The following is a 19,958-nucleotide window of genomic DNA, read 5'->3' on the forward strand; positions in this document are numbered from 1 at the left end:
ATAATATGAAATTATCGTGTGGTAATTCATTAATTTACAGTTCTTGGAGCATATTGGTTGCACTACTTACTTCATTGTGCGTGACAACAAATTCAAGTGCACAAACAATACCCCTTGAGGGTGGAAGTTCTAGTAATCATTTTTCTGTCACGCCAACTTTTTCATCTACAGAAACATGGACGAATAATATCTCCCCTGTAGCTAGAGCCAAAAAATCTGGATGGATAAGTGAGATTAGTCCTGGAGTAAATATTCGAAGTGATGCCGGTAGAGTTAAAGGATATCTCAACTATTCGTTGAATTTATTAAACTACAGTGATGGACAAGTGCGAAACTCCGTACAAAACTCTTTGAATTCATCGGTTAATATGGAAATTATTGATGGACATGGATTCATTGATGTTACTGGAGCTGTAACTCAACAGACAATTTCGGCATTTTCTGTTCAAACAAATAATAACAATATAAATTCAAATAAAACTGAAGTTTCTTCATATAGTATAGCCCCATATTATCGCGGAAGAATATCTAACATTCTAAATTATGAAGCAAAATATGGATTAACAACAACGCAAGTTAAAAATTCGGATAATTTTTCTTCAAATGAAAATTTAATTTCACTTAATCTTAATGGAGAAGACTTCTGGGAAAAGCTATCATGGGCGTTGACGGCTAATCGTCAACTGATATCACGTCACAATCTCGCTGATACTGAAGTCGATGCAGTCGATTTATCCATAAATTATCCAATCACTAATAAGTTAATATTTTCTATTTCTGGTGGGCGTGAAAGTCAAAATTACACTTCAGCTGGGAAAGAGACATCATGGACCTCCGGTATGGGGCTAAATTGGTCAGTATCTGAGATGACAAAATTATCTGCAAATTTAGATAATAACCCGTTAGGAAAAATGCACAGTCTTAATTTTGAACATCGAACACCTCGCACAAGTTGGCGAATAAGTGATGTCAAAAGCGTGTCTTTATCAAATAGTAAGAGTCAAATAAATTCTGGTAACAATTATGATTTACTGTATAGTCAATTTTCATCTATTGAAACAGATCCAATAAAAAGAGCTCAATTAGTTAGTAATTATTTACAAACGTATGGGATTAGCCCAAATGCAACATTAATAAATGGCTATTTAACATCTGGAACGTCCCTGCAACGGTCTCAAAATATCTCTTTTGCATTGCTAGGTATTCGAGATACTATTATTTTTACTGCTATACGAAGTGTAGGCAATAACATTGGGACATCGATTCTGACTACTAATGACTTTAATAATTCTAGTACTATTCGTCAAAATGGCCTGACAATTTCCTATACTCACAGACTGACCGAATCTACTACTGTTAGTAATCAATTCTCTGTACAAAAAATATATGGGGAACTTGATTCTCAAAATTCAGAGTTGAAATCTAATAATATTGGTGTTTCGACGCGAGTTAGTTCGAGAGCCTATTTTACATTGGGCGCACGACACTCGATATCTTCAGGAAGTTCTTTTCCATATAAAGAAACCTCGGTTACCGGTAATTTAACTGTACAGTTTTAAGTTATGTATGAAAATTTTTATGGGCTAACTACTAAGCCTTTCCAACTTAATCCAGATCCATTATTTTATTTTGCTAGTAAACAACATAGACGCGCAAAAGCCTATTTAGAATATGGTGTTCTTAGAAATGAAGGATTTATTATTATCACAGGAGAAGTTGGCGCCGGAAAGACAACAATAGTGCGCAGCTTATTAGATAGTTTAGATGCGGATAAAGTGGTTGCGGGTAATCTTGTCACAACACAATTAGATGCGGAGGATACTTTACGCATGGTTGGAGCTGCATTTGGTGTACGAACGAAAGACTCTTCAAAGGCGGATATCTTGTTAGCGCTAGAAGCTTTTTTTGTAAGCCAGACAAGCCTAGGCAAACGCTGTTTATTGATTATTGATGAAGCTCAAAATCTTACGCCTCGTGCAGTTGAGGAGTTAAGAATGTTGTCGAATTTTCAATTCGGCAAGCAATCTTTATTGCAAAGTTTTTTAATTGGGCAACCTGAGTTTAGAGACATATTGCAGAATCCAAATATGCAACAATTGCGGCAGCGAGTAATTGCCGCATGTCATATTGGACCTATGGATTTAGAAGAAACCCAAGGATATATTGAGCATCGATTAAAATGTGCAGGATGGACAGAACGCCCATATTTTAGTGCAACCGCATTTGAATCTATTTTTGATGCAAGTGGCGGCATACCTAGACGAATAAATTTAATTTGCGATCGTTTGTTATTATTAGGTTTTCTTGAAAATAAAAATAAATTTGAAGAAATTGATGTAAAAAATGTCGCTAATGAAATTTTAGAAGAATCAGGTCATATCGTCGGAAAAAATTATTTTTCTAGCGAAATTAAAAATAATTTAATTCAATCTGACGTTTCTGTAAACCTAATTCCCTCTCAAGGACTAAATTCTTCCTCTTTGGAGCGAGTTAAGGGTATGGAGGAAATTCAATTCAATAATAAAATAGATGGCTTGGAGCAAGGTATTCTTCGATTAGAGAAAAATAATTATGAGATTTTAGGTGTGCTGAAGAGCATACTTATTTCACTAGAAGTTTTTAATAAACATTAATATATTTAATTATGCTTGACCGTCATATTATTTGCGTAGTTGGTGCACGACCAAATTTCATGAAAATGGCACCAATTTTACGGGCATTATCAATTAATTTATCTTCGATTCCTGTTTTGCTTGTTCACACCGGACAGCATTATGATAAGGATATGAGTGATAAGTTGTTTGACGACCTAAAGTTACCTCGGCCGGATATAAACCTTGAAGTCGGCTCAGCCACACACGCAATTCAAACTGCAGATGTTATGCAACGATTTGAGCCTATTTTGGATGCTCATAATCCCTACTGTGTGATCGTTGTTGGTGATGTTAATTCAACGCTTGCATGTGCATTAGTTGCTGCAAAAAAAGGCATTTTAGTTGCACATGTAGAGGCAGGTTTGCGTAGCTATGATAAAAAAATGCCTGAAGAGGTAAATAGAATTCTGACCGATCAGATAGCTGATCGTTTATATACAACTGAACGTTCTGCCGAAAATAATTTGATAAAAGAAGGAATCTCTTCCGATCGAATCTGTTTTGTTGGAAACGTAATGATTGATTCTTTGTTATATGGTCGTAAAAGTGCACCTACTTTATCGAAAATACTGCAATCTTTTGATATTAATTTATTGGAATCAACTAACTTAGAGAGATACGCAGTTGTAACATTACATAGGCCTTCTAATGTGGATAAATTAGATAAACTTGGCAGTCTGTTAGATATATTGGCGGAAATATCAAAAAAAATACCATTAATATTTACTTTGCATCCACGTACAAAAAATAATATTATTAAATTTAATTTAAACTCCATTTTTAAAAATAAAAATATAATATTTTTGCCACCACAAGGGTATCTTGAAATGCTTGGTTTGTTATCTAATTCAACCTTAATCTTAACGGATTCAGGGGGACTTCAAGAAGAGTCCACGGCCTTAGGTATCCCATGTTTGACATTGAGAGAAAATACAGAGCGACCAATTACGGTAGATGAAGGTACTAACACTATTGTTGGTGGAGATCGTGATTTAATTTTGTCATGTGTAGATCAAATATTACTGGGCAAAGGGAAATCTGGGAAAATTCCTGAGTATTGGGATGGATCAGCAGCTGAACGTATTACTGAAGATTTAAAAAAATGGCTATGTATATAACTTTATTTCATAAATATGAATATTATTAATGCATTTACTATTGATGTGGAGGACTATTTTCAAGTATCCGCATTTTCTCCCTATATTGAGAGAGGCGATTGGGATTCGCGGGAATGTCGTATCGAGGCAAATATTGATAAGATATTGCAGATGTTAGATATAAGTGGCACTAAAGCCACTTTTTTCACATTGGGTTGGATTGCAGAGAGATATCCTCAAATGGTGAAGAAAATTGTTCAAGAAGGGCACGAGTTAGCGAGTCACGGATACGGGCATGAGCGTGCTTCTGATCTGTCTAAAAAAGATTTTTTTAGTGATGTTCAATCTGCAAAAAATTTATTGGAAGATATATCCGGTATTCAGATAAAAGGGTACCGAGCTCCTAGCTTTTCTATTAATCAGGGAAATCTTTGGGCTTATGATAGCTTGCTTGCCGCGGGATACAAATATAGTTCGAGTATCTATCCCATAAAACACGATCATTATGGAATGCCCGATACACCGAGATTTTCTTATTCTGTAAGAGATGGGTTGATTGAAATACCGATAACTACGATACGGCTATATGGAAAGAATTTCCCATCGAGTGGAGGGGGATATTTTAGATTGTTGCCTTATTTTTTAACTAAACTGATGATTAGTAAAGTCTTATCAAGCGACCAACAAGCTGCTATGTTTTACTTTCACCCTTGGGAAATTGATATTGATCAACCTAGAATTTCGGGAGTTAATATGAAGACTAAATTTAGGCATTATGTAAATATTTCAAGAATGGAAAGAAAATTAGGTAAATTACTAGAAGATTTTTCTTGGGATAGGGTTGATCGCGTTTTTTCTATATAGAACGATATGAAGAGAAATAAAGAAATAAAACATCTTCAAGTAGATGATATAGATGCAAACAAGTTATGGGATAAATTTGTTTTTTCTAATTTAAACGCCACTTTTTTCCATCGAGCTGGTTGGCAACGTGTTATTAATAAAGTATTTAATCATCCCACATATTTTTTATATGTAGAGTGTTCTGGTGTAGTTGAAGGAATTCTCCCTTTAGCACATGTTAAAAGTATACTTTTTGGGAACTCACTAGTTAGCTTGCCTTTTGCTGTTTATGGTGGAGTCGTTGCTCTTAATGAAGAAACTGCCACTGCATTAGAACTGGCAGCCCAAGAGTTGGCGAATAGTTTAAATGTTGATCATCTTGAATTACGGAATTTAGACCAAAGGCACTTTGATTGGCCAGCTCAAGATATTTATGTAACTTTTCGAAAATCTATTCTTCCAACGGAAGAGGAAAACTTGTTAGCAATACCACGCAAACAGCGGGCAATGATTAGAAAAGGTATAAAAAATGGCTTATCTAGTTTGATTAGTTTGAATGTAGATGATTTTTTTAAATTATATTCTGATAATGTACATCGGCATGGAACGCCAGCGATGTCGAGAAATTATTTTTTAACTTTAATTAATGAATTCGGGAATGATTGCGAAATATTAACCATTTTCTCCAATACCGGTGCCCCGCTTAGCAGTGTATTTAGTTTTTATTTTAGAGATGAAGTGCTTCCATATTATGCTGGCGATGATGTGTCGGCACGCGAGTTGGCTGCAAATGATTTTAAATATTGGGAATTGCTTCGAAGAGCTTGCGCATCAGGATTGAAGACATTTGATTATGGGCGAAGTAAAGTTGAAACTGGTTCATTTGCATTTAAGAAAAACTGGGGATTCGAACCTAAGCCATTGTGTTATGAGTATTGTTTGTACAAAAGAGATTCTATTCCTCAAAATAATCCTTCTAACAAAAAATATAAACTATTAATTTCTATTTGGAAACGGTTGCCTATTCCGGTTGCTAATACGCTAGGGCCTTTCATCGTTAAAAATCTGGGTTAATTTTTTGCTTAATATACTTTATCTGGTGCATAGATTACCTTATCCTCCGAATAAAGGAGATAAAGTTCGATCTTTTAATATATTAAAACATCTTTCTGCGCAACATAATGTGTATTTAGGTACATTTGTGGATGATCCTGATGATGAGAAATATGTTCCTTTTGTTAGGACGCTTTGTAAAAAATCTTATTTTGAAAAAATAAATAAAAATAATTCTAAAATTCAAAGTTTGTGGGGGTTAATTAAAGGTAATGCTTTAACTTTAAATTATTACAATAGCTCGATTTTTCATGACTGGGTAAAATCTGTTGTTCGTGATAATAGAATAGATGCCATTGTAATTTTTTCGTCTGTTATGGCTCAGTTTGTGAGTAAAGATTTTCATTCACGTATGTTGGTTGATTTTGTAGATGTTGATTCAAAAAAGTGGAATGAATATGCGGATAAAAAACCTTTCCCGCTATCTTGGATTTATCGAAGAGAAAGTAGTTATCTTTTAAGTTATGAAAAATATGTTGCGCTAAGTGCTAAGCATTCTTTTTTTGTTACGGAAAATGAAAGAAATATTTTTTCCGATTATGTGCCTGAAAGTATATCAAAGACAAGTGCTTTAAATAATGGAGTTGATTCGGATTTCTTTTGTCCAAATGTGCTTTTCCCTGTTCCATTCGATACTTCTGTAGAAAAATTAACGCAGATAGTTTTTACTGGTGCAATGGATTATTGGCCTAATATAGATGCGGTGGTTTGGTTTGTTGAGAATGTTTTCTCTGTTTTAATTAAAACATACCCAAACTCTCGGTTTTATATTGTTGGGCGGAATCCGACACAGGCTGTTTTAAATTTAAATTCGAAAACTATTTTTATTACCGGTACAGTAGATGATGTCAGGCCATATCTACAACATGCAACGGTTGTGGTCGCCCCGTTACGAATTGCTCGTGGAATTCAGAATAAAGTACTTGAAGCAATGGCCATGGCCAAACCGGTTATTGCGTCTACTGCATGTGTAAATGCGATAGACACTCTTGATGGAGTTGAAATACTTTCTGCTGAGACTGCTATGGATTTTATTCAAAGAATCATTTTTATTATTAATAATAAAAAAGAAGCTAAATCAATTGGAAATTCTGCTAGGAGTAATATTTTAAAGAAGTACAGTTGGGAATTTCATTTGAAAGAGCTTGATAAGTATTTGGATATTAATGTTGCTGGTAATAATTTATGAACATGCCAGACGCAGTAAAAAAACATTGGTTGAATGCAATATTTGCTTTTTCCGCTTTATTTTTTTGGGTTATTTTTTTATTTTGGAACACTTTCTACGGTATGGTAGCCATATGGGCTAGATCGGAGACATTTACCCATGGATTTTTAGTTATTCCTATTGTTATTTGGTTAATTTGGTTAAAACGTAATGTACTTGCATCTGAATTGCCAAAAACTAATTTTTGGATATTAATTCCAATTTTTTTTACATCTATTGTTTGGCTTTTAGGTAATTTAGTTTCCATAAATTCCGTCACACAGTTAGCTGCGGTTGCCATAGTTGTATTACTAGTTCTTTCAATATTTGGTTGGTCTATAACATCTATTATTATTTTCCCGTTATTATTTTTATTTTTTGCAGTTCCACTTGGTGAGTTTCTTTTACCATTGCTAATGGATTGGACTGCAAAATTTACTGTAATTGCTGTTCGATTGAGTGGTGTTCCTGTATATCAAGAAGGGCTGCAGTTTGTAATATCTTCTGGTAGTTGGTCGGTGGTTGAGGCTTGCAGTGGGGTGCGTTATCTCATATCTTCGATAATGATCGGAACGCTCTATGCGTATCTTAACTACCAGTCATTGAATCGTCGAGTTATATTCGTATGTGTTTCTATTGTTGTTCCAGTTTTTGCTAATTGGATGCGGGCATATTTTATAGTTATGCTGGGTCATATTTCAGGTAATAAACTTGCCGTAGGATTTGATCATCTTATATACGGATGGTTATTTTTTGGGGTTGTAATAATGTTGATGTTTTTGATTGGCGGTAGATGGGCCGAAAGCACAAATTTTGAAGAAGAGAAATTAAATTCTGTTTATACGGATGCCCAATTCAAAAATTCTAGTTTCTGGTGTATGGCCTTGATTATTTCGTGTTTGGTGGCTTTACCAGTTGGTTGGGAAAATTTCGTTGTATATAACCAAGGCCCCGAATCTCCAGTAATGGCGGCTCCTTCAGTATTAAAGTCTGGTTGGACTAGATCTAATGATGGATATATCGATATAAAACCGAAATTCCATGGCTCAGCTGTTGATTTAAACAACATTTATATAAAAAATTTTGTTCACGCTGGGTTTTATGTTAAATATTATAGAAATCAGAATTATATAAATAAATTAGTAAATTCTGAAAATTCTATTTTTAATACTAAAGATAAATATTGGATTTTATCAAGATCTGAAAATTATATTGTTAAGGGTCTTGATGACGCATTGACTGTAAGAGCAACAGATTGGAAAGGTTTGGGTGTTCCTGGCCAAATAGGTGAGACTCATCTGCAAACTTGGCAGTTTTACTGGGTCAATGGTGTATTCACAGGAAATGACTATATAGCTAAAGCTTATGGTGCTATACAGCGCCTTTGGGGTAATGGAGATGATTCGGCCGTTATTGTCTTATATGCCAAGGATGACGTTAATCATTTGGCGAAAAAATCAATTGAAGAGTTTTTGCGAGATAATTATTCTGAAATAAAAATAATACTTGAAAAAACTCGTTCTGAATAATTTAGATGTTGTATTCTATAATTTAATTTTTCTTGAGGATTGACATGACTGTTGTTGCTGTTATCGGTCTGGGATATGTTGGACTTCCATTGGTTATTGAATTTGGTAAGCATTTCAAAACTATCGGTTTTGATATTTCTGTTTCTAAAGTCGAATCTTGTATAAGTGGTATTGATCCCTCGAGAGAGTTGTCAGATGCAGATATGCTTTCAGCTCCGCATGCTTTGTATACTTATGATCCAGCAATGTTGGCTGAAGCCGATATCGTGGTAGTTGCGGTACCCACGCCTGTTGATGATGCGCATATCCCAGACTTCCGTCCGTTAATTGGCGCAAGTACAAGCGTTGGTCGGCATATGAGGGCTGGAGCTATTGTTGTATACGAGTCCACAGTATATCCAGGCGCAACTGAAGAGGTTTGTATTCCAGTTTTAGAGCGTGAGTCGGGAATGAAGTGGAAGCAAGATTTTTTTATTGGTTATTCGCCTGAACGAATTAATCCTGGAGATAAAGAACATACGTTAACTAAAATTTTAAAAGTAGTATCTGGGGATACTCCAGATACCTTGGAGAAAGTTGCTCAACTTTATGAAAAGATTATTGTGCCGGGCGTCCATCGTGCATCGTCGATTAAGGCTGCTGAGGCTGCAAAAGTTATCGAAAATACACAGCGAGATTTGAATATTGCATTAATGAATGAGTTGGCTATTATTTTCGATAAAATAGGTATTGATACCTCTGAAGTTCTGGAAGCAGCAGGGACAAAATGGAACTTCTTGAAATTTAAACCGGGCCTTGTTGGTGGCCATTGTATTGGGGTTGATCCTTACTATTTGACTCATAAGGCCGCCATGCTGGGATATCAGCCTGAGGTTATCTTGGCTGGTCGGCGTATTAATGACAGTATGGGTAAGTTCATTGCGGAACAGACGATCAAGAATATGATTGCGTCAGGAAGCTATATTAAAGGTGCCCGTGTCAATATATTGGGACTCACCTTTAAAGAAAACTGTGGTGATCTCCGTAATTCAAAAGTTATTGACATCATTAAAGAACTTAAATCTTATGGTGTAGAGATATTTGTTACTGATCCGCAAGCAGATGCTGAAGAGGCGATGCATGAGTATGGTGTGCGTTTGCTCACATGGGATGAATTACCTCGCGCCGATGCCATCGTGGCCGCTGTTGCACATTCTGAATACGCAGCGTTGTCGATAGAGGATTTTGGTAAAAAGCTGGTAAAAGGTGGCGCTTTTATTGATGTTAAATCTTCATTTGATCGTACTGCAATTGAGGCTGCCGGTTATAAGTTGTGGAGGCTCTAGTCGATAAACGGCCTTTAGTGGTACATGTTGTGTACCGCTTCGATATGGGTGGTCTTGAGAATGGTGTGGTTAACATAATTAACAATATGGCAGTAGATAAATACCGTCATGTTGTAGTTGCATTGACAGATATTACTGATTTTCGGAATCGCATTGTTCGCGACGATGTCATGTTTTATGCCTTAAATAAATTGCCAGGGCATGCCTTTTGGTTGTATCCCGAGTTATTTCGTCTTTTTAGGAAGTTGCGTCCTGCCATCGTTCACACCAGAAATCTTGCTGCCCTTGAAGTTTTAGTGCCCGCGTGGGCGGCCGGTGTTTCTGTTCGCATCCATGGAGAGCATGGCCGTGATGTCGGTGATCTTGATGGTAATAATAGAAAGTACCAATGGATGCGTCGAATATATGCGCCATTCGTAAGCCACTATTTGGCGCTGTCGCGTGACTTGGCCTCGTACTTGACGGAGAAAGTGCATATTGCTCACAGGCGAGTAACACAGGTTTATAACGGTGTTGATACGGTGCGATTTGCACCTTGGCAGGCATCAGGTCGCCCTATCATTCAGGGGTGTCCTTTTGTAGAGGCTAGTTTATGGATAGTGGGCACGGTCGGGCGTATGCAGACCGTCAAAGACCAGCTTATGTTTACGCATGCGTTCTTACGTGCATTGGAACTGGCGCCAGAGCTTAGAGTCTATGCACGCCTCGCCTTGGTAGGAGAGGGGCCATTGCGGGAGCAGTGCATGGCTTTAATGAAATCAGCCGAAGCGGAGCATTTAGCTTGGTTACCCGGTGAGCGTAACGACGTGGCAGACGTCATGCGTGGGCTTGATTGTTTTGTATTGCCATCATTGGCAGAGGGCATTTCTAACACCATACTGGAAGCAATGGCATGCGGTTTACCGGTGATTGCCACCGATGTGGGTGGTAATGCTGATTTGGTACTCCATAGCATCACAGGGTATATCGTGCCTGCTGGTGATGTGGACGCGATTGCGCACAGTTTGGTGAAACTGGCGACTTCACCAGAATTAGCGCTGAAGATGGGCCGTGCTGGTCGGCAACGTGTTCTCGAGAAATTTAGTCTCGATGCCATGGTCGGTACCTACCAAGGCCTGTACGATCGACTTTTGGGCATAGGCGAAGGCTCTGTGCCGCTAGTACCCACCAACAAATAACCAACAGATAAATACCATGTGTGGAATTGTCGGCATTTTTGATATACGGAGCGGGCGAGATATTGACCGCGCTGTACTGCACCGCATGAACGAATCTCAGCGCCATCGGGGTCCGGTGGAGGGCGGTTTGTACTTGGAGCCTGGCGTGGGTTTTGGGCACAGGCGCCTCTCCATCATTGATCTGGCGACTGGGCAGCAACCGCTATTTAATGAAGACGGTTCGGTGGTCGTTGTGTTCAATGGTGAAATTTACAACTACCAGCAGTTGATCCCAGAACTGCAAGCCCTTGGGCATGTTTTCCACACCAGGAGCGACACCGAGGTGATCGTCCATGCGTGGGAGGCCTGGGGCAAGGACTGTGTCAAGCGCTTCCGCGGCATGTTCGCCTTTGCACTGTGGGACCGTAACCAGCAGACCTTCTTTATGGCGCGTGACCGTTTGGCTGTTAAACCCATGTATTACGCCCTGCTGGATGATGGCATGCTGGTGTTTGGCTCCGAGCTGAAGTCATTGCTGGCCCACGGAGGCCTGAAGCGCGACATGGACCCGCTGGCAGTGGAGGAGTATTTCGCGCTGGGCTATGTGGCCGAACCGCGCACGATCTTCCGGCAAGCCAAGAAGTTGTCTCCGGCACACACCCTCACCATCCGCCGTGGACAGCCGCTGGCGGAGCCCGAGCCCTACTGGGATGTGCGCTTTACGCTGGACAGCAAGATCGGTGTGGACGAGGCGTGTGCGCAATTGGACGAAAAGCTCAAGGAGTCGGTGCGGCTGCGCATGATTGCCGAAGTGCCGCTAGGTGCATTTTTGTCGGGCGGCGTGGATTCCAGCGCGGTGGTCGCTGAGATGGCCGAGATTTCGCAGGAACCCGTCAATACCTGCTCCATCGCTTTCGACGACCCGGCTTTTAACGAGGCCGCGTTCGCCCAAACCGTAGCCGATCGCTACCACACCAACCACCATGTGGAGATGGTCAAGAGCGATGACTTCGACCTGATCGACACCCTGGCCCGTTTGTACGACGAGCCCTATGCCGACAGCTCGGCTATCCCCACGTACCGGGTGTGCGAGTTGGCGCGCAAGCACGTGACCGTGGCTTTGTCGGGTGATGGTGGCGATGAAACTTTTGGCGGCTATCGGCGCTATCGCATGCATTTGATGGAGGAGAAGATGCGCTCTTCCATGCCAGCGGGGCTGCGCCAGCCTTTGTTCAAGACACTGGGCCGCATCTACCCCAAGGCCGATTGGGCTCCGCGCATGTTCCGCGCTAAGACTACGTTCGAGGGCATGGCCCGTAATTCGGTGGAAGCGTATTTTCATTCGGTGTCGATTCTGCGCGGCCCTATGCGCGACCAGTTGTTTAGCCCACGTTTCAAGACCGAACTGGCCGGTTACAACGCCCAGGAAGTGTTCGATTACCACGCCAGCCAGGCCAATACCGACGACCCGCTGGCCCTGATCCAGTACCTCGATCTGAAGACTTATCTGGTTGGTGATATCAATACCAAGGTGGACCGCGCCAGCATGGCCCATTCGCTGGAAGTGCGTGAACCCCTGATGGACCACGAGTTGGTCGAATGGATGGCGACTTTGCCGTCTTCGCTCAAGATCCAGGGCCAAGAGGGCAAATATCTGCTCAAGAAATCCATGGAGCCGCGCCTGCCGCACGATATTTTGTACCGCCCCAAAATGGGCTTTTCCGTGCCCTTGGCACGTTGGTTTCGCGGCCCCTTGCGCCAGCGCGTGCGCGATGCCGTGCTGGGCCCGCGTCTGGCCGAAACCGGCTGGTTCAACCGCCAGTACCTGGAGCATCTGGTGGATGCCCATGATTCCGGTGCCCGTGACTACAGTGCGCCCTTGTGGACCCTGCTGATGTTCGAGGCATTTTTGCGCAACGTAATGCAGCCCGAAGTGCACATGCCCACACCTGCAGAGGCTGTGCCTGTATGACGCGCATCCTGCATGTCCTGGACCATTCCATTCCCCTGCACAGTGGTTACACCTTTCGCACCCTGTCCATCCTGCGCGAACAGCGCAAACTGGGCTGGGAAACCTTCCACGTCACCACCCCCAAACACACCGATGGCAATGCACTCGAAGAGGATGTAGACGGCTGGCATTTCTACCGTACACCGGCGGAGGCAGGGCCGGGCAGCGCGCTACCCGGTCTGGATGAGTGGGCGATGATGCGGCAGGTCGAGCGCCGCCTGCAAGAGGTCGCCGAACGGGTCCGCCCCGATATCCTGCACGCCCACTCTCCGGTGCTCAACGCCATGCCCGCCCTGCGTGTGGGCAAGCGCCTGGGCATACCCGTGGTGTACGAAGTGCGGGCGTTTTGGGAGGATGCGGCGGTCGACCACGGCACCACGGCCGAGGGTAGCCTGCGCTACCGGCTGACGCGCCACCTGGAGACCCGGGCCTTCAAGCAGGCCAGTCATATCTTCACCATCTGCGAAGGCTTGCGCTCCGACATCGTGGCACGGGGCATCCCCGAAGCCAAGGTCACGGTGATTCCCAACGCGGTGGATGTTGACTCGTTCGATGTTGGCGGCGTGCCTGATATGGCGCTCAAGGGCCGCCTGGGCCTTTCTGACTGCAAGGTGGTCGGCTTTATTGGCTCCTTCTACGCCTACGAAGGCCTGGACCTGCTGCTGGCCGCCATGCCCCAGATGTTGGCCACCGAACCCCGGGTGCGGCTGTTGTTGGTGGGCGGTGGCCCGCAGGACGATGCCCTCAAAGCCCAGGCCTTTGCTTTGGGCATCCAGGACAAAGTGATCTTCACCGGCCGCGTACCGCACGCCGAAGTGCAGCGCTATTACGACCTGGTGGACGTGCTGGCCTATCCCCGCCACTCCATGCGTCTTACCGAGCTGGTCACCCCGCTCAAGCCCTTGGAGGCTATGGCGCAAGGCCGGGTGCTGGTGGCTTCCGATGTGGGTGGCCACAAAGAACTCATCCGCCATGGGGAAACTGGCATGTTGTTCAAAGCGGGCAGTGCGTCTGCGCTGGCCCAAGCCGTTGTGGATTTGTTGGCCACCCCCGAGCGTTGGCCCTTGTTGCGCGCCGCGGGCCGCCAGTTCGTTGAGTCCGAGCGCAACTGGACCGCCAGTATCGACCACTACCGCCGCCCCTACGCTGCCCTCACCACCGCCCGTCCCGGCAGCGTGGCCTGATGGCATTTGCGGGTATCCGGGTGGGCTTGGTCGGCCCCTTGCCACCGCCAGCGGGCGGCATGGCCAACCAGACCCGGCAATTGGCCGAACTTCTCCAGTCCGCCCAAGCCCAGGTCACCCTGGTACAAACCAATGCGCCATACCGTCCCCTGTGGGTCGGGCAGGTGCCGGGCTTGCGGGCGGTGTTTCGTTTGTTACCTTACCTTTGGGCGCTATGGCGTGCCGCGGGTCGCAGCGATGTGTTGCACATCATGGCCAACTCAGGCTGGTCTTGGCATTTGTTTGCCGCGCCCGCCATCTGGATGGCGCGCGTGCGTAACGTGCCAGTGGTGGTGAACTACCGGGGCGGCGAGGCAGCGCAATTCCTGCAGGGTGCGCAGGCCGTGGTGCGCAGGTCCATGGCCGCCAGTGCCGGTTTGCTGGTGCCATCGGCTTTTTTGCAGGAAGTGTTTGCCCGCTTCGGCATGCCGGCGGTCATCGTGCCCAACATCATCGACTTGGCCCGCTTCCATCCGCGCGGCGCCAAGGCCGCGCAATCTGCACACATCGTGGTGGCGCGCAATCTGGAACCCCTGTACGACAATAGCACCGCCATCCGCGCCTTCCAGACTGTGCAGGCGCAATGGCCCCAGGCACGGCTCACCATCGCTGGCAGCGGCCCACAAGAAGCCGCATTGCGCCAACTGGTCACCGACCTGGGTATGCAGGACTGTGTGCGTTTCACCGGGCGGCTAGACCGCGATGCCATGGCCGTCCTGTACCGCGAGGCTGACATCATGCTCAACCCCAGTTTGGCCGACAACATGCCCAACTCGGTGCTGGAATCCATGGCCAGCGGCGTGCCGGTGGTCAGTACCGACGTGGGCGGCGTACCCTACATGGTGCAAGACGGCGTAACCGCATTGCTGGTGCCACCCGCTAAGCCAGAGGCCATGGCTGCAGCCTGCCTGCGGCTGCTGAACGATGCGGGCCTGTGGGCACGCTTGCAGCAGGCGGGCCTGGCCGAGGTGCAGCGCTATACCTGGGCTCAAGTCGCTCCCCTGCTGGTGGCGCACTACCGCCAAGCAATTCAAACAAAATAGCCCTCTAGCGCATATTTCACCTGCACAAGTAGCTATACATTTTGTAGTATTGATATGTACACATCTCTGGTCTCCGGTTTGCTATTTCCACTGCACGAGCGGCTCAAGAGCCACAGTACGGTGGCCACGCGCCGCCACATGGAAACTGCTCAGTGGTGGCCCCCGGCGCAGATTGCCGCCTACCAGTTGCAGCAGTTGCGTGCCTTGCTGGCCGACGTAGGCCAGCATGTGCCGTACTACCGCGATCTGTTTGCCCACACCGGCTTTGACCCCGCGCAGGTGCAGTCGGTGGCCGACCTGGCACGCCTGCCGTTCCTCACCAAATCGGTCATCAAAGCGAACACCGACGCGTTGCGCCACACCCACGCTCAGGGCCTGGCCCGCTTCAATACGGGTGGCTCTTCGGGTGAGCCGCTGGTGTTCTTTATCGGCAAAAAGCGCGTCAGCCACGACGTGGCGGCCAAGTGGCGGGCCACCCGCTGGTGGGGCGTGGACATTGGCGACCCGGAAATCGTGGTCTGGGGCTCGCCCATCGAGCTGGGCGGGCAAGACCGCATCAAACACCTGCGCGACCAGATGCTGCGCACCCAGTTGCTGCCCGCGTTCGAGATGTCCGAGGCCAAGCTGGATGGCTTCATCGCCACCATCCGCAGCACCCGCCCGAAGATGCTGTTTGGCTACCCCTCGGCCCTGACGCACATCGCCCAGCATGCGCAAAAGCGCGGTGTGGCCATGGACGACCTGGGCATCAAGGTCGCCTTTGTCACCTCCGAGCGTCTGTACGATACCCAGCGCGCCACCATCGGCCAGACCTTTGGCTGCCCCGTGGCCAATGGCTACGGAGGGCGCGACGCGGGCTTCATTGCCCATGAATGCCCGGCAGGCAGCATGCACATCACGGCCGACGACCTGGTGGTGGAAATCGTCAACGAAGCAGGGGAGGTGCAGCCGCCCGGTGTGGCGGGCGAAATCGTCGTCACCCACCTGGCAACCAACGACTTTCCGTTCATCCGCTACCGCACTGGCGACATCGGCGTGCAGGGCAGCGCGCCGTGCAGCTGTGGCCGCGGCCTGCCGGTGCTGAAGGAAATCCAGGGCCGCAGCACCGACTTTGTGATCGCCGCCGACGGCACGGTGATGCATGGCCTGTCGCTGATCTACATCCTGCGCGACCTGGCCGGGGTGCAGTCCTTCAAGGTGGTGCAGGAGTCGCGCGAAAAAACCCGTGTGCTACTGGTGGCTGGGCCAGAATTTCAGCCCGCCATGGTGGGCCAGATCATCAGTGGATTCCAGCGCCGGCTGGGTGCCAGCGTCACGGTGGAGGTGGATTTGGTGGAATCCATTGCCGCCGAGAAGTCGGGTAAATTCCGCTACATCATCAGCCATGCTGTTTAACACCATGGTTCACATTTACCCAGGTAGGCTCTCCCATGCGTGACTTGCTGATCATGTCGATCGTGTTTGCTGGCGCGTTCGCCGCACTGAAGCGACCCTGGATCGGCATCATGCTGTGGACTTGGTTGAGCATCATGAACCCACACCGCTACTCATTCGGTTTTGCTTACGATGCGCCAGTGGCCGCCATCGCCTTCGGGGCGACCATTCTCGGTTTGTTGATGACCAAAGAGCGCAGCTCACCGTTCAAGAGCACGGCGGTCATCCTGTTTGTGGTCTTCATGGTGTGGATCTCCTTGTCTACGGCGTTTGGGCTAGACCCCAGCGAAGACTACTGGCAGTGGAACAAGGTCATGAAGGTGGATGCCATGATTCTGGTCGCCTTGGCGCTGCTGCACAGCAAGAAACATATTTTGGCCCTGACCTGGGTTTCGGCCGGTTCCCTGGCTCTGCTGGGCGCCAAAGGCGGGTTGTTCACGCTGATGACCGGCGGCAACTTCCGGGTCTGGGGCCCGCCCGGTTCTTTCATTGAGGACAACAACGAGTTTGCTCTGTCCCTGGTGATGGCGATTCCTTTGCTCCGTTTCTTGCAGCTACAGCTCACCAACCGCTGGGGGCGGCACGCCATGAGCCTCACCATGCTGCTGTGCGCAGTGGCCTCTTTGGGGAGCTATTCACGGGGCGCACTGTTGGGCATCAGCGCCATGACGCTTTTTTTGTGGTGGAACGGCAAGAACAAACTGGTCGTGGGCACGGTGCTGCTACTAGCCGTACCGCTGCTGATTGCTTTCATGCCCGATGCCTGGATGGGCCGGATGTCCAGTATTGGTGAGTACCAGGAGGATGAGTCTTCCATGGGTCGTATTTCCGCCTGGTGGAATGCCTGGAATATTGCCTTTCACTATCCGCTGGGTGTGGGTTTCAATGCCGCCCGGCCCGAGCTGTTTGCCAGGTTTTCGCCGTACCCTGACGCGGTTCATGCCGCGCACAGCATTTACTTCCAGGTGTTGGGTAACCACGGTTTTATTGGTTTGTTCGTGTTTTTATGTATTTGGATATCCACTTGGCGTTCGGCGGGCTGGCTGCGCACCCAATGCGCCAAAATCCCTGAGGCCGCGTGGTGCGTTGATATGGGGGCCATGTGCCAGGTTTGCCTGATCGGCTATGCAGTCGGCGGTGCCTTCCTCAGCCTAGCGTACTTCGATTTGCCCTACAACGTCATGGTGATGGTGATCTTGACCCGCGTGTGGGTGCAAACCAAAGGCTGGTTGCGCGAACCCACTTATGTGCCCGGCTGGAAGAACATCCCCGGCTTGGCGCGGCCCGTTCTGCCACTGCCTGCAGTGCCGATCAAACGCTATGTTTAAAACGCTACTCAAGCCCCTGTCGCCTGCGGGTGCGCGGGGCCGGCTGTCGGTGCTCATCTTCCACCGCGTGCTGCCCCAGCCCGACCCGATCTTCCCCGGCGAGGTGGATGCGCACACCTTCGATGCCATCTGCCAGTGGATGAAATCCTGGTGCAATGTGCTGCCCTTGGACCTGGCCACCCGGCAGTTGCAAGACGGCAACCTGCCCGAGCGGGCCGTGGCCATCACCTTTGACGACGGCTACGCCGACAACCGCACCCAGGCCCAGCCCATCCTGGCGCGCCACGGGCTACCCGCCACCTTCTTCATCGCCACCGACTTTCTGGACGGCGGCCGCATGTGGAACGACACCGTGATCGAGTCGGTGCGCGGCTGCCGTGCGGCCCAGCTGGATCTGCGCAGCATCGCCAAGCCCGATGGCAACGGTGGCAGCAGTGGTGACCTGGGCCTGCACACCATCGCCAGCCCTGCCGACAAGCGCAGCGCCATCGGGGCCATCATCGGCCAGATCAAATACCTGCCCGTGGCCCAGCGCCACGCTCTGACCACGCACATTGCCGACTGCGCCGAGGTGCAGCCGCCCACCGACCTGATGATGACCTCGCAGCAGGTGCGCGAAATGCGCCAGGCGGGCATGCAGATCGGTGCCCACACCCGCACCCACCCCATCCTGGCCACCCTCAGCGCCGATGCCGCCCGGGCCGAGATTCATGAGAGCCGTGTGCGCCTGGAGCAGCTACTGGGCGAGCGTGTCGGCCTGTTTGCTTACCCCAATGGCAAGCCCGGCACCGACTATTCGCCCGAGAGCGTGCAAATCGTGCGCGACCTGGGCTTTGACGCCGCCGTATCCACCACCTGGGGTGCGTCGCGCGCGGGTACTGATGTGTTCCAGATCCCGCGCTTCACGCCCTGGGACCGCAGCAAGCTGCGCTTCGGCGCAAGGTTTGCTGGCAACCTCTGGAAAACCTGATGCTTTTTAGGCCTTGTGTGCTGACGAAGTCAGCACAAGCAGCTATTGAATATATAGCGTTTTGATCAGCGCCGCGCCGACACCAGAATCCCGCCCACGATCAGCCCAAACGCCAGCCCGTGGTACGGGTGCGGCCACTCGCCCAGAAAAGCGGAGGACATCACGGTGGCAAACAGCGGGGTCAGGTTGATGAACACCCCGGCCACGTTTGGCCCCACGCGCTGCATGCCTTCGCCCCAGGCGCGGTAGGCCAGCACCGCGGGGCCCACAGCTACAAACACCAGGGCGGCGGCCAGCGTCCAGCTCCACTGGATGGGGGCTGCACCCAGGCTCCATTCCACAGCCGTCATGCTTCCCGACCACAGCAGGCCGAAGCTGATTTGTGCCAGCAAAAATGCCGCCCAGTCGGCACGGATGGCGGGCGGGTCTTTGGGCTGGGTCAGTAGCCAGCTGTAAAACGCAAACGCCACCGTGGCCAGCAGCATGAAGATATCGCCCGGGACCAGGCGCAGCGCCAGCAGTTGCTGCCACTCGCCCCGGCCCAGCACCAGCAGTACCCCGGCCAGCGACAGCAGCGCGCCCAGCACCTGCGGACGTGACACCTGGGCCCCAAAAAACAGGGCACCCACAGCCAGCATGCACATCGGCAGGCTGGCCCCCACCAGGGTCACGTTGATCGGGCTGGAGGTCTGCAGCGCCATGTACTGCAGCGCGTTGTACAGGCCCACGCCCAGCAACCCCAGCAGCGCAAACCGCCGCCAGTGCGACCACAGCCCGCGGCCGCGCTTGAATATCCAGCCGCCCAGCGGCAGCAGAATCGCAAACGCCAGCGTCCAGCGCAGAAAGTTCAGCGTGACCGGCGGCACCAGGGTGTGCACCACCCGGCCCACCACCGCATTGCCTGCCCACATCAGCGGCCCAAAGGCCAGCAGCAGGGCCGTTCGAAAAGTAAGGCGTTCTTGCATGCCGCGCACTTTACCCGGGCTTTCATGGCACCATCGTGCCGAACCCATTTCAGGAGCTT

Annotated in this window: 16 protein-coding genes; 15 read left to right on the forward strand and 1 reads right to left on the reverse strand. The window is 48.4% G+C overall.

Translation table 11 applies throughout. The annotated features are described in order from the left end of the window. Nucleotides 1-5 precede the first annotated feature (5 nt). Genes Q0T48_RS13490 through Q0T48_RS13560 form a run of 15 tightly spaced genes read left to right on the forward strand, consistent with a single transcriptional unit; the run spans nucleotide 6 to nucleotide 18,934 of the window. Entirely contained in the window at nucleotides 6-1,559 is a 1,554-nt protein-coding gene (locus Q0T48_RS13490) for a TIGR03016 family PEP-CTERM system-associated outer membrane protein (RefSeq protein WP_295957132.1), read from the forward strand. 3 nt (nucleotides 1,560-1,562) lie between these two features. Continuing rightward, on the forward strand, nucleotides 1,563-2,633 hold the full coding sequence (locus Q0T48_RS13495; RefSeq protein ID WP_295957133.1) for an XrtA/PEP-CTERM system-associated ATPase: 1,071 nt from the start codon (nucleotides 1,563-1,565) through the stop codon (nucleotides 2,631-2,633). Between the two features lie 11 nt (nucleotides 2,634-2,644). After that, a complete protein-coding gene (gene wecB / locus Q0T48_RS13500) occupies nucleotides 2,645-3,772 on the forward strand; it encodes a UDP-N-acetylglucosamine 2-epimerase (non-hydrolyzing) (protein WP_295957134.1) in 1,128 nt (375 codons plus the stop codon). A 15-nt stretch (nucleotides 3,773-3,787) separates the two neighbouring features. After that, complete coding sequence (locus Q0T48_RS13505; RefSeq protein WP_295957135.1) at nucleotides 3,788-4,615, forward strand: XrtA system polysaccharide deacetylase; 828 nt, start codon at nucleotides 3,788-3,790, stop codon at nucleotides 4,613-4,615. Nucleotides 4,616-4,621: 6 nt separating this feature from the next. After that, complete coding sequence (locus tag Q0T48_RS13510; RefSeq protein WP_295957136.1) at nucleotides 4,622-5,668, forward strand: FemAB family XrtA/PEP-CTERM system-associated protein; 1,047 nt, start codon at nucleotides 4,622-4,624, stop codon at nucleotides 5,666-5,668. A 25-nt stretch (nucleotides 5,669-5,693) separates the two neighbouring features. After that, entirely contained in the window at nucleotides 5,694-6,896 is a 1,203-nt protein-coding gene (locus Q0T48_RS13515; RefSeq protein WP_295957137.1) for a TIGR03087 family PEP-CTERM/XrtA system glycosyltransferase, read from the forward strand. Further along, a complete protein-coding gene (xrtA, locus tag Q0T48_RS13520) occupies nucleotides 6,893-8,443 on the forward strand; it encodes an exosortase A (RefSeq protein WP_295957138.1) in 1,551 nt (516 codons plus the stop codon). Before Q0T48_RS13515 ends, xrtA begins: the two co-directional genes overlap by 4 nt. 44 nt (nucleotides 8,444-8,487) lie before the next feature. Then, nucleotides 8,488-9,768, forward strand: a complete 1,281-nt coding sequence (locus Q0T48_RS13525; RefSeq protein ID WP_295957139.1) for a nucleotide sugar dehydrogenase — start codon at nucleotides 8,488-8,490, stop codon at nucleotides 9,766-9,768. 17 nt (nucleotides 9,769-9,785) lie between these two features. Beyond that, nucleotides 9,786-10,946, forward strand: a complete 1,161-nt coding sequence (locus tag Q0T48_RS13530; RefSeq protein ID WP_366887957.1) for a TIGR03088 family PEP-CTERM/XrtA system glycosyltransferase — start codon at nucleotides 9,786-9,788, stop codon at nucleotides 10,944-10,946. A 16-nt stretch (nucleotides 10,947-10,962) separates the two neighbouring features. Further along, complete coding sequence (locus Q0T48_RS13535) at nucleotides 10,963-12,897, forward strand: XrtA/PEP-CTERM system amidotransferase (protein WP_295957141.1); 1,935 nt, start codon at nucleotides 10,963-10,965, stop codon at nucleotides 12,895-12,897. Continuing rightward, nucleotides 12,894-14,120, forward strand: a complete 1,227-nt coding sequence (locus Q0T48_RS13540; protein WP_295957142.1) for a TIGR04063 family PEP-CTERM/XrtA system glycosyltransferase — start codon at nucleotides 12,894-12,896, stop codon at nucleotides 14,118-14,120. The genes Q0T48_RS13535 and Q0T48_RS13540 overlap by 4 nt, the downstream gene beginning before the upstream one ends. Continuing rightward, entirely contained in the window at nucleotides 14,120-15,202 is a 1,083-nt protein-coding gene (locus tag Q0T48_RS13545; RefSeq protein WP_295957143.1) for a glycosyltransferase family 4 protein, read from the forward strand. The genes Q0T48_RS13540 and Q0T48_RS13545 overlap by 1 nt, the downstream gene beginning before the upstream one ends. Nucleotides 15,203-15,256: 54 nt before the next feature. Next, entirely contained in the window at nucleotides 15,257-16,597 is a 1,341-nt protein-coding gene (locus Q0T48_RS13550; protein ID WP_295957144.1) for an AMP-binding protein, read from the forward strand. Between the two features lie 35 nt (nucleotides 16,598-16,632). Further along, on the forward strand, nucleotides 16,633-17,964 hold the full coding sequence (locus Q0T48_RS13555; RefSeq protein ID WP_295957145.1) for a putative O-glycosylation ligase, exosortase A system-associated: 1,332 nt from the start codon (nucleotides 16,633-16,635) through the stop codon (nucleotides 17,962-17,964). After that, a complete protein-coding gene (locus tag Q0T48_RS13560; RefSeq protein ID WP_295957146.1) occupies nucleotides 17,957-18,934 on the forward strand; it encodes a polysaccharide deacetylase family protein in 978 nt (325 codons plus the stop codon). The genes Q0T48_RS13555 and Q0T48_RS13560 overlap by 8 nt, the downstream gene beginning before the upstream one ends. A gap of 65 nt (nucleotides 18,935-18,999) precedes the next feature. Here the strand turns inward: Q0T48_RS13560 and Q0T48_RS13565 are convergent, their stop codons facing one another. After that, entirely contained in the window at nucleotides 19,000-19,899 is a 900-nt protein-coding gene (locus Q0T48_RS13565) for a DMT family transporter (protein WP_295957147.1), read from the reverse strand. Nucleotides 19,900-19,958 lie beyond the last annotated feature (59 nt).

The sequence above is a fragment of the Rhodoferax sp. genome (assembly GCF_025354435.1).
Classification (GTDB): domain Bacteria; phylum Pseudomonadota; class Gammaproteobacteria; order Burkholderiales; family Burkholderiaceae_C; genus Rhodoferax_B.